Source organism: Pseudomonas sp. SBT1-2 (genome assembly GCF_028640875.1).
GTDB lineage: Bacteria > Pseudomonadota > Gammaproteobacteria > Pseudomonadales > Pseudomonadaceae > Aquipseudomonas > Aquipseudomonas chlororaphis_I.
Window position 1 is genome coordinate 89,919 of record NZ_JAQZAA010000009.1, and the last position, 10,757, is coordinate 100,675.

Sequence of the window (10,757 nt, forward strand, 5' to 3'; positions counted from 1 at the left end):
TCATGTCATGTCCAACGTCGTCGCCGATCACCTCGTCCTGCTCGACCATTTGCGCAGTATCCTGGTCGCCGTGGGTGAAGCCGAGCAGGTTCCCGAAGAAAGCCATGCCTTGTTCCTGGAACGCTTCGACGAACTGCGCGCCTCGCTGCCGATCGACCCGATCGAAAGCCAGTACCTGGGCCAGGATCTGCTGTGCCAGGTGATGCAGCGTTATCCACAGGTCGCCCATCTGGTACCGCGCGACCTGCTGTGGTTCTTCGCCGGGGATTGCCTGCACTACATGCCCGACGAAGAAATCGACCTGTACCAGGCGCTTGAAGAACGCCGCTACGAGGCCGAGCAGAACGATGAACCGTTCGACTGGAACCAGGAAAAGCAGCTGCTGGCGCTCTCCGCCCAGGACAGCAAGCACTGAGTCCGGCCCGGACACTCCAAAGGCCCGCACGGTTGAACCGGCGGGCCTTTTGTTTTTCTGCCCATGAGCGGCTGGCTCAGCCGGCGCCATCGCCTTCGGGCTGTTCGTAGCCTTTGGCTTCCTGCTTGCCCTGCCGACTCAAGGTCGGCTCCTTGGCCAGGCACTCCACCAGGTAATCGATGAATACCCGCAGCTTCGGCGGCAGGTAACGGGTCGGCGAATGCAGCAACCAGGCGCCGCCATGGTAGGAGGCGAGAAACGTCCAGTCCGGCAGAACCTGCACCAGCAAGCCCTGCTCCAGGGCATGCCGCGCGGTGAAGTACGGCAAGCTGCCGATGCCAATATGCTCCAGCACCGCCCCCAGCCTTACCCCGGTGTGATTGGCCGCATAACGCCCGCGCACGCCGACGGTCACCGACTTGCTGCCCTTCTTGAACTTCCAGCGCGCATCGCTGGGGGTTTCGCCCAGGTAAATGCAGCTGTGGTTGAGCAGGTCGTGGGGATGGCTCGGCGTCCCGTGCTCGGCCAGGTACTGCGGCGTGGCGCACAGCATATGGTCGATGGTCAGCAACTGGCGCCCGACCAGCCCCGCCGGCGGTCGATCGGTGATGCGGATGGCCAGGTCGACGTTATCGTCGATCAGGTCGATGTTGCGATCTTCCAGCAACAGCTCGACATCGACCTTGGGATAGCGTCGCAGAAACTCGGGCATATAGGGATGCACGACAAAACGCCCCACCGCCTTGGGCACGCTGACCCGCACCAGCCCTTCGGCCTCATGGGTGAATTGACCGCTGATTTCCATCACCGACTTGGCGGCGCTGACCATCTCGCTGCAACGCTTGAACACCTCCTCGCCCCCTTCGCTCAAGCGCAACTTGCGCGTGGTGCGTTGCAGCAGGCGAATCGCCAGCGCCTTCTCCAGCCGAGAAATGCTGCGGCTCACCGCCGACGGTGAAGAGCCCAGCTGGCGCGCGGCTTCGGAGAAGCTGCCGACCTCGACGACCTTGACGAAAATCGCCATTTCACCCAGCAGCGGAAGGGGGAGATTTATGCTCACAGCACAACAGTCCTTTGAGGTTTGAACGGATTATCACGCAATTCCGCCGCACCATATAATTAAAAAAGACATTTTAATAAGGGCACGGAATATGACGCTTCGCCTCTTTTTTCATAATGATGAACTCAAGGCCAACGTTGAAGTGCTCGAATGCACCCCGCAGGACAACGAATTCGCGGTGGTCCTGCGTGCCACGATTTTTCATCCCCAAGGCGGCGGCCAACCCTGCGATACCGGCTGGATCGGCGAAAGCCAGGTATTGCGCGTGGTCCAGGAACCCGAGCGGATCGTTCATTACGTCAGCCAGCCGGTGCAACCGGGCATGGTCCAGGTCCAGGTCGATGAACAGCGCCGCCAGTTCAATACCCGCATGCACTCGGCCGGGCACCTGATCGGCCATTTCGGCGAAACCCGCGGCTGGGTCCCGGTCAAGGCCCATCACTGGCCTGGCGAGGGCCGCGTGTCCTTCAAGCCCGGCGACAGTCCGCAGGAACTCGACGTCGACAGCCTGCAGAATGGCATCGATCACTGGATTGCCGCCGACCTGCCGCGCCTGGTCTCGCTGCGTGAAGGTTCGCGGGAAATCGGTTTTGGCGAGCTTCCCGCCTATGGTTGCGGTGGTACCCACGTGAAGCGCCTGAAGGAATTGGGCAACGTCACTATCGCCTCCCTCTCGCAAAAGAAAGGAATGCTTTCGGTTCACTACCACGTGGACTGATTCATCGGCGGTGTCGCCTTGCACATCACACGACGCATCGCCTGACACAGGGGAAACCCGCGTGCGCGGGTTCGACGACTATCGGATAGAGGGATCTGCAGATGATGCTTGACGTCGAGCGTCTCGATGAGACGTGCATAAAAAAACTGGCCCAGGAACAAGTGCTCGCCCTGCGCATCAAGAACTTCCTGCCGCACGCCCAGGCGATCCAGCTGGGCGACAAGATTCTCGCTCCCGGCTTCGAGGGCTACATCAACGCTCCCAGCATCGGCCGTATCGGCATGGCGTTTTACGAAGCGGAAAACCAGCCGCTGCTGATCGAGGACTATTTCGAGCGCGCCACCGCCAACATCGACGAACTGCGTTCGCGCTGCGCGCCCTACGCCTCTCCTGTCGACACCCTGCGCTGCATGCTCGACGAGTCCTGGCCCGCTGGCGCCCACCTGGAAAACCTGTACGGGCGCAAGATGTACGTCGGCCTGTCCCGGGTGGTGAAGCCCGGCGTGTGCTTCCTCGCCCATCACGACATTTTCGCCAAGGACGCCCCCGACAGCTTCCAGGCCCACAGCCTGGAAGCGCAGTTCGCCTGCAACCTCTATCTGAACATGCCCGAGGCCGGCGGCGCCCTGCAGATGTGGAATCACGATATTTCACCCGACCAGTTCGACGAGATGCGCGGCGACAGCTACGGCATCGATCCCACCCTGCTCGGCACACCCTCGCTGGAAGTCCGCCCGGAGCCCGGGGATTTCATCATGTTCAATTCAAGGCGCATGCACGCCGTCACCCCGGGGGTGGCCAACCCGCGCCTGAGCCTTTCCTTTTTTGTCGGCTATCGCGGCAGCTCGTCCCCCCTGACCTTCTGGAGTTGAAATGCTTTCCAACTATCTAGGCGAATTCCTGGCCCTGGCGACCATCCACTTTCTCGCCGTGGTGGCTCCCGGGCCCGACTTTGCCGTGACCATCCGCCAGAGCGTGCGCTTTGGCCGGGTGGTCGGGCTGTGCACGGCCATCGGCATCGGCGCGGGGATTTCCGTGCATGTGCTGTACACCCTGCTGGGGGTCGGTGCGCTGATGCACACCACGCCATGGCTGCTGAGTGTGGCCAAGGTGGTGGGCGGTGCCTACATTCTTTATCTCGGAGTCAGCCTGCTGCGCAGCAAGCCCAAGACTTCGATCGAAGGCAGCGATGCGGGTAATGATCAAGCACAGCGGCAGACTTTGCCCAAGGCCTTCATGACCGGCTTTCTGACCAACGCCACCAACCCCAAGGCCACGCTGTTCTTCCTGGCGATTTTCACCACGGTGATCAGCGCCACCACGCCCCTCAAGGTGCAGGCGCTCTACGGCGTGTGGATGTGTTGCGTGAACGCGCTGTGGTTCGTGATCGTCGCGCTGTTCTTTTCCAGCCCGCGGGTGCGCTTGCTGTTCATGCGCATGGGCCATTGGTTCGAACGGACCATGGGGGTGATCCTGATTCTGTTCGCCGGGCGCCTGATCCTGTCGATGTAAGCCTCCCAACGCCCTGCTCGATCGAGCCGCCGGCAACTGGCGGCTCGATCCAGGCTTTGCTCAGTGCAGATCCACGGTCAACGGATGGATGACAGGGCCTGAAGCAGGGCTCCCTGCGGTTTTGCCATTTCATCCAGTACTGAAAAGTGCGTGCAACCCGGCACGTGAACCAGCCGCACAGACTCTCCTCGAGCCAAGGCCTGCTTGGCGTATTCATCGGACTGGCGGACCAGTTCCGACAGCTCGTCGGCGCCTACCGCCACCCATGTATTCGCGCCATTGTCGATATGGTGCAGCGGGCTATACGCATCGATTTCCGCCTCCGAGAGACTCAGCTTCTCGTTCAGCCACGACAGGCTGATGGGTTCCAGGTCGACCAGTGCGCTGATGGCCAGGACATCGGTCACCCATGGGTGCGAGCGGAACTGCAGCGCCAGGTGTCCGCCTGCCGAGTGCCCGCTCAAGACCACCTTGTGCCCTGCGATCCCCAGTTGATCGGCGTCGGCCTGGAGATGCTCGAGCAGGCTGCCAATCTCGCTGACGATCTGGGTCATCGAGGCTTGCGGCGCAAGCGTGTATTCGGCCAGGACGACGTTGAACCCCGCCGCCAGGGGCCCGGCGGCGATAAATGCAAAGTCTTCCTTGCTGCAATTCTGCCAATACCCGCCATGGATGAAGATGAGCGTCGGGGCGTCGGCTTTTCCACAAGGCAGCCAGTCATAACGCTGTCGAGGCGCCGTGCCGTAAGACAGGTTGAGGCGACCGGCCGCAGAGGCATAGAAACTGGCGCTACGCGCCTGCAAGGCGGCGTAGATACCGGGGAAATCCGGCACCGCTTGCGTATTGTTGTACGCCGCATCGAGTTGGGCTTGATTCATGTCGCGATAGAGAAGGGTCATTGTCATCTCCGGTGGAAGGAATGTTTGAAAGAGCTTGGCCAGCGATCTGCGGTTCGTTCGGACTTATCCGTATTGGCCAGGGTGACTTCAGGGGATCGGCTTCGCTGTCCACGGCTGCTCTCTGTGCGAGGAGTGCCACGCGTGGTGGGGGTTGTAGGCAGGAAGGTGGGCAGAACGCGGCGCGAATGCGTTAAAGAGTGAGTGGAGCCCATGTCAGACGTAAATCAGTCGATTCTTAAAACTTATAGGATTTTTCTTACCAGCCACCTTGAGCGAACGGGCGGCGCTGGGCGAGCTCAACCAGCGCCGCCATCGTCCGTGATGGGATTGTCGGAATGCTTTCCTGGTGACCGGTTCGTCGTGTTCAGTCCAGCCCTGGGGCTCATTGAGTATTCTCCAGCGCCTGGCGCAGCACCTGCTGCGTCAGGGGCTTGAACACCACATCGTCCATCCCGGCGGACAGGCAGCGCTGGGTTTCCGCATCCTCGGCGCTGGCGGTCGCACCAAGGATCCAGCAGCGCCTGCGCCCCTCCTCGCGCTCCTTCTGGCGGATGCGCAGGGTCAAGTCATAGCCGCCCAGGCGCGGCATCTGGCTGTCGGTGATCAACACGTCGTACTCGGCAGCCAGCCAGGCTTCCCAGGCCGCCTGCCCATCCTCGACCAGCGTCACGCGATGCCCCAGGACCAGCAATTGCTCTTCCAGCGTCAGCCGGCTGAACGCATTGTCTTCGGCAACGAGGATGTTCAGCGAAAGCGCCTCCGTGATCGCTTGTGGCACTTCTGCCGCGGCTTCGGCAGGCGCCTCGGCCAGGGGCAGTTGCAGGGTCACGCTGAAGCAGGAGCCGATATCCGGCTCGCTGCTCAGGACGATGCAGCCGCCCATGAGTTCGACCAATTGCCGGGTGATATTCAGCCCCAGGCCGCTGCCAAAGGTTTGCCCGGCCTGGGCCGAGCCGACCTGGGAGAATGGCTGGAACAACCTGGCCTGATCCTCCTCCGAGATACCGATACCGCTGTCGATCACCTCCAGCACCAGGTGCAGATGCTCTGCCTCCCGGCGGCCCGAGGCATGCAGCGTCACCCTGCCCCGCTCGGTGAACTTGATGGCGTTGCTCAACAGGTTGAACAGCACCTGTTTCAAATGCAGCGGATCGATCAGTACCCATTGCTCCATGTCGCCCGTGAACTGCATCTCGAACGCCAGGTGCTTCTGCCGCGCCATGCCGACCACCAGGGGCGCGATAGCTTCAATCTGCGCCTTGAGCTGCACCGGCTCCGGTGCGGAATCGATCATGCCGGACTCGATCCGGGTCAGGTCGAGCACATTGCCGAGCAGCAACAGCAGCCCCTGCGCGGCCTCTTGCGCGATCGCCAGCGAAGCCTGGTCCAGCTCGCCCCGTTCGGCCTTCTGCTGCACCACTTCCTGCAGGCCGATGATGGCGTTCAGCGGGGTTCGGATCTCATGGCTCATGGTGGACAGGAACACGCTCTTGGCCTCGTTGGCTGCTTCGGCCTTCTCCCGCGCCAGCGCCAGCTCGCCTTCGGCCTGGCGAGTCTTGCGCACCTGGCGGGTCAGGTAGAAACCCCAGATCAGCGACAGCAGGACCAGCAAGCCGAATACACCGCCGAGCCGCAGGATATTACTGCGGTGATCACGCCAGAAATGGCTGCCGGTGGTAGAAATACGAGGTTCCCAATGCGCCACGATGTCCGCCACCTCCTCCGGGGTAATGGCGACCTGAGCCTTCTCCAGGATGCTGCGCAACTCTTCCTGCCCCTTCAGCACCCCAAGGCTGACCGGCCGGGAGAACTCGTCGAGAATGCCGATCACCCGCAAGCGATTGTTGAAACGCTGCGCGGACAGGAAACGGCCGGTGTAGTCACTGCCGATGAACGCGTCGCTACGTCCGTCATCGACACTGCGCATGGCCTCCAAAAAGTTGGGATAGATCTGTAGCCGGATATCTGGATAGTCCTGCTGGATGATCGGGTTGATGAAGTAGCCGGGGACGCTGGCCAGGCGCTTGCCTTGCAGGTCTTCAAGGCTATGAAAAGGGCTGCCCTGGGTGCGGGCGGATCGTGGTCCGGCCATCAGCACGACCGAGCTTCTCAGATAAGGAAGGAGGATATCCATATCCGCCTCGGTATCAGGATCTGCCGAGGTGACCGAGGTCATCAGGGTCTGGCTCTGGGTTATCTGCGCCTTCATCTCGGTATAGTTCTGCGCCCGGACAGGGCGAAACGTCAGGCCGCTTCGCTGGCTGATCAACTTGAGGTAATCGGGGCCGATACCCCGTACCTGCCCACCGCTGTCCAGTTGCCCCAATGCTCCGAGAGAGTCACTGACGCTCACCGGGATTTCCGGGTGTGCCGCCAGCCAACGGTTCTCGGCGGGCGTCAGTTTCACGCGCTGCTGGGTCAGGCGCAGGCTGCTCCCCGCACTCCAGTTACGCAGGATCTTTTCGCTATGCCGCGAGCGTATGGACGGCAAGGCGCGTTCGATCACGCCATGCAATCGCGTATCGGAAGCGCGCACCAGGAAACCAAAACCACGGCTTTCCACCGGAGCGAAGTTTTCGATATGCAGGTCCAGCAGGTAGTTGATGTTGATCAGGTAGTGAGCCGACACCGCATCGTCGATCACCCCATCGACCTCACCCAGGCTCAATGCCTCGAGCGCGCGCAGCGGCGAGATAAAGGGCAGGACCTGGCTGTTCGGATAAGCGGCGGAGACTTTTTCCTCGGCACGATAGCCGGCAAATACGCCCAGCCGGGTGCCGGTTTTCTCTGGGTCGAAGGGGCGGCTCTCGGCTGTTACCAGCACGGGTTGGTTCGGTTCATAGGCCTGGGTCAGTAGCAGGCCGTGGTCCTCGGCATCCACCGCGGAGCCACCGCCGACCAGGTCGATCTCGCCATTGTGCAAGGCGGCCAACGCCGCCTGCCGGGAAGCAAACAGACGGACGTGAGGGGGGACTTCGAACAGCAAGGCCAGATAGTCCGCGGTGATTCCCTGAAAGCGATTGACGTCGAGCATGCCCAGCGGCGGGTAGTCGGGCAGTGCCACGCCGATCGTGAGCGGACCTCTGCTTGCCAGCCACTGGCGGTCTGCTTCGCTCAGCCATGGTCGGCTGGTCACTGCCACCCTTGCGATAAGCGAGATGTCTGATTCCTGCGCGAGCAGTAGCGGCGATGGAGCAAGTAACAGGCAGAGAACGACAATCCGACAGCACGCTGGAATCATGGAATACCTTCCTGGAATTCGAACCCCGGCAACCGGCGCAAGCGGGCCATTGCCCCACGAACAACAGCATCACCCTCTTATGGAAAGTGACGCTTTGATCTGTGGCAAATAGGGGATGGATCAAGAGTGATCCGTCGGTATTCTAGCCGGGCGCCGGCTGTTGTGAAATCAGCGGCGAGAACCTCTCTTGAGCGGCCTTCCATTTGCTCTCTGGCGCGCTCGGAAAAGCTGGATAACAGCGGGCTGGCGACAGAGATCCGGCCGGGCTGGGAACAGGTCGGCGAGCAAAAGGATTTGTGCCCGCCGCCAATAGCAATCAGTTGTAGTTGATAACGAAGCTCATGGTCGCATCGCCTTTGCCCGGTTTCATCTCGTCCCCTGTCGGAGCGTACTTGGCTTTGCCGGAGAATCGGTAAATGGAGCCATCGGCAGCATCCCTGTTCCAGTCGAGAGCGACGGATCGGGCGATGTCGAACGGCAACTTGACGCCCTTGTCGTTGACCAGGGAAATTCCCCCCCCCGATGCGACACCGGACTGGCCCAGATTGGAAAGCTTGAGCATGCCGTCGGCCTGGGAGGTGCCTTCGAAGTAGACTTTCACCGGAACTTTTGCACCAGACGTCAACCCGCTACAGCGCACATCGAAGTTGAACGGCACCTCCCTGGCGCTACCATTCTTGATGTGCTGGATGGTTTGTTTACCCATCTGCACATTGACCGCCGCGCCCACCGACTCGCATCCGGAAAAATACACATCGTTGACCAGTTCGGTAGTGCCTTGCCCTTTGACCTGAAGGGCAGCACCTCCGGCTACCCAATCTATGGTGAACGCCATGGGTACACTTTTTCCTGACTCTACATCGCGGCCCGTGCGGATGATCCTCGTTACTAGATACGAAGGGAGCGCCTTACCTCCCAAGTTATGAAGCCCCTGGCTATAGAAAGGACACACCAAAGAACCCCACCAGTTCAAACAGAATTGAACGCCAAGGCCTTTGACACCTGTTTCATAAACCTTAGGTATCGCCGATGGTTTCAGTGCAGTACTGATGCGGATAGTGAGCTCCTGGTAATCATCAGAGCACGTAAAAGAACCACTCCAGAGCCTCACCTCATGCCTGGCAAGTTCCCCTCCAATAGGAGCTTCCTTAATGGCGGCCTGAGAGGGTAAAACGATGTCCAGCGCTCGCGGGATATCTGGATACGTACAAATTGCAAACGCCTCCCGAACAAACAGACCGGATAAAAACATCAAGACAAGTACCAGTTTTCGCATATAAATAGAATTCCTTCCCACGCCCCGTTAAGTGTCCGAGTACAAATCGATGATGGCCAAAAGAAGTAGCAAGAAAGTTTCCGTCGCTACCAAAAAGACGCCAAACCTCAGCCGGAGATAGTGCTGTCGTATTTGAGGATTCCGCCGTAATCACCAATGACTTCGAATTCAACCTTGAGGTCGTTGGCCTGGACGCCGTTCGGCAGTTCGGGAATCTCGACCTGGGCAGTGGTGGTCGGCGCGACCATATCGATCGGTGCAGTGAAACTCTTGCTTCCCATCCGCAACGTGATCGCGGCAAAAGACTGATGGAAAGCCGATGGATTGGTCACTTCCAGATAGGGTTTGCCGTCTTTGGCCAGCAGCCGCCACTTGAGCTGTTGCGGGGCCTGCACGACCTTTCCCGGTAGCCCGGCTGGCCGGTAGAACAGCTTGAGACGCTGCTGCACGGCGATTTGCAGGGTATTGTCCTCCCGGGACTTTTGCGGGACCTCGCGCACGTTCAGCCAGAACACCGACTCCTTGTCGGTCGGCAAGCCCTTGCCGCTGTAGAGGATGCGCAGCACTTGCTGCTGCTCGCCACTCAGGCGCTTGAGCACCGGGGTGAGGGCGAAGGGCACATCCTCGCTCTTGTCAGCCCCCTCTATCCAGGCCTGGAACATCAGGTCCTCGGCCGCGCTGTTCTTGATCACCAGGGAGGCTTCCTTGCTCGGTGCCGCAAGCACCACACGGGTGTTTTCCAGATTGATGCCAGCCTGGGAAGAGGTAGAAAAAAGCAGGGACAAGCTGGCCAGAATCACTCCGGCGATGACTGGAATCTTCACGGTAAATGCTCTACTCCGTGTGAATCGAACGGCTGAGGCCCAGTGTTTCGCCTTAGTGAAAAATATCGATGGCGCGATAAGGCCACTGTGCCGATATGAGTAACGTTCGAATGGATCGTGGGGAGGAAATTTACATGAGATAATTCTTATTATCAGTAGGACGACTCTCAAAATCCCCCTGATTCTGGGCCGTCGCGCCAATATCCAGCGCGGAAATCGTAAGCACAGGCAGCGCCCCCCAGGACGACTCCTTGGGTATTTGCAACCCTGAATTTTCAGGTCGATATGAATGTGCGGCCGTTATTTAAATAATATGACTGCTAACTTCATGCCCCATCGACCTGACTACCGACAAAAACAAACGCAATATAAAAATCTGGAGATCAAGCGAATATAGGTCGACTCCCTCAAGACAAATAACCGCCCCATCATTTATATCCGAACCTCAATTCCAACAATCACCACGCAAAACTTTCAGCGACACTGAAACTTCCCAATACCGCCGCGCCTCGCCTCCAAAAAAGAGGCTAGCCAGAAGCGGTCCGAGCATGCAGCCAAAACAAAAGCAGCGCGGGGTATGGCACAAAGCCCGTCAATGCGGCCCTTTTACAGCGTGAGGCAGGACAAGCCTCAACAGCAGCGAGCAAGAGCCTCCTGCCTCCCCATTCAAACAGGAAAGGGCTAACCACCAGTTAAGAAAGTTCTGGTTTTTTTGCCCCCTGCCTTTTGCTTAATTAATCACCCCGGCCCAACCAGCAAATACAAGCAACTCCCAGAAGGCTCCACAGCCGCGCCAATTAATGCTTGAAGCA

9 protein-coding genes are annotated in these 10,757 nt (G+C 59.7%); 4 read left to right on the forward strand and 5 right to left on the reverse strand.

What is annotated here, in order from left to right:
* Positions 1 to 7: 7 nt before the first annotated feature.
* Complete coding sequence (locus PVZ78_RS00700) at positions 8 to 415, forward strand: PA2817 family protein (RefSeq protein ID WP_007931642.1); 408 nt, start codon at positions 8 to 10, stop codon at positions 413 to 415.
* Positions 416 to 491: 76 nt separating this feature from the next.
* Here PVZ78_RS00700 and PVZ78_RS00705 read toward each other — a convergent pair whose 3' ends face one another.
* Positions 492 to 1,475: a LysR family transcriptional regulator gene (locus tag PVZ78_RS00705; RefSeq protein ID WP_009047810.1), complete on the reverse strand. Its 984-nt coding sequence runs from the start codon at positions 1,473 to 1,475 to the stop codon at positions 492 to 494.
* 91 nt (positions 1,476 to 1,566) lie between these two features.
* On the opposite strand from PVZ78_RS00705, the gene PVZ78_RS00710 reads away from it, so the two are divergent.
* From PVZ78_RS00710 to PVZ78_RS00720, 3 genes are all read left to right on the forward strand, one after another.
* Entirely contained in the window at positions 1,567 to 2,193 is a 627-nt protein-coding gene (locus PVZ78_RS00710; RefSeq protein ID WP_009047809.1) for a hypothetical protein, read from the forward strand.
* Between the two features lie 101 nt (positions 2,194 to 2,294).
* A complete protein-coding gene (locus tag PVZ78_RS00715; RefSeq protein ID WP_009047808.1) occupies positions 2,295 to 3,065 on the forward strand; it encodes a 2OG-Fe(II) oxygenase in 771 nt (256 codons plus the stop codon).
* A 1-nt stretch (position 3,066) separates the two neighbouring features.
* Positions 3,067 to 3,705: a LysE family translocator gene (locus tag PVZ78_RS00720; RefSeq protein WP_016702183.1), complete on the forward strand. Its 639-nt coding sequence runs from the start codon at positions 3,067 to 3,069 to the stop codon at positions 3,703 to 3,705.
* A 77-nt stretch (positions 3,706 to 3,782) separates the two neighbouring features.
* Here PVZ78_RS00720 and PVZ78_RS00725 read toward each other — a convergent pair whose 3' ends face one another.
* The 4 genes from PVZ78_RS00725 to PVZ78_RS00740 all read right to left on the reverse strand — a co-directional run bounded on the left by PVZ78_RS00725 (position 3,783) and on the right by PVZ78_RS00740 (position 9,945).
* Positions 3,783 to 4,604 (reverse strand): alpha/beta hydrolase, encoded by an 822-nt coding sequence (locus tag PVZ78_RS00725; protein ID WP_273828085.1) that lies wholly within the window; start codon positions 4,602 to 4,604, stop codon positions 3,783 to 3,785.
* 382 nt (positions 4,605 to 4,986) lie between these two features.
* Positions 4,987 to 7,845, reverse strand: coding sequence for an ATP-binding protein (locus PVZ78_RS00730; protein ID WP_273828086.1), 2,859 nt, complete (start codon positions 7,843 to 7,845; stop codon positions 4,987 to 4,989).
* Between the two features lie 316 nt (positions 7,846 to 8,161).
* A complete protein-coding gene (locus PVZ78_RS00735) occupies positions 8,162 to 9,121 on the reverse strand; it encodes a fimbrial protein (protein WP_273828087.1) in 960 nt (319 codons plus the stop codon).
* 107 nt (positions 9,122 to 9,228) lie between these two features.
* Positions 9,229 to 9,945, reverse strand: coding sequence for a fimbrial biogenesis chaperone (locus PVZ78_RS00740; protein WP_038631098.1), 717 nt, complete (start codon positions 9,943 to 9,945; stop codon positions 9,229 to 9,231).
* Positions 9,946 to 10,757 lie beyond the last annotated feature (812 nt).

Coding starts and splice junctions, on each gene's coding strand:
- PVZ78_RS00730 (WP_273828086.1), bottom strand. CDS start 7,845: ATGATTCCAGCGTGCTGTCGGATTGTCGTTCTCTGCCTGTTACTTGCT.
- PVZ78_RS00720 (WP_016702183.1), top strand. CDS start 3,067: ATGCTTTCCAACTATCTAGGCGAATTCCTGGCCCTGGCGACCATCCAC.
- PVZ78_RS00735 (WP_273828087.1), bottom strand. CDS start 9,121: ATGCGAAAACTGGTACTTGTCTTGATGTTTTTATCCGGTCTGTTTGTT.
- PVZ78_RS00715 (WP_009047808.1), top strand. CDS start 2,295: ATGATGCTTGACGTCGAGCGTCTCGATGAGACGTGCATAAAAAAACTG.
- PVZ78_RS00700 (WP_007931642.1), top strand. CDS start 8: ATGTCCAACGTCGTCGCCGATCACCTCGTCCTGCTCGACCATTTGCGC.
- PVZ78_RS00725 (WP_273828085.1), bottom strand. CDS start 4,604: ATGACCCTTCTCTATCGCGACATGAATCAAGCCCAACTCGATGCGGCG.
- PVZ78_RS00710 (WP_009047809.1), top strand. CDS start 1,567: ATGACGCTTCGCCTCTTTTTTCATAATGATGAACTCAAGGCCAACGTT.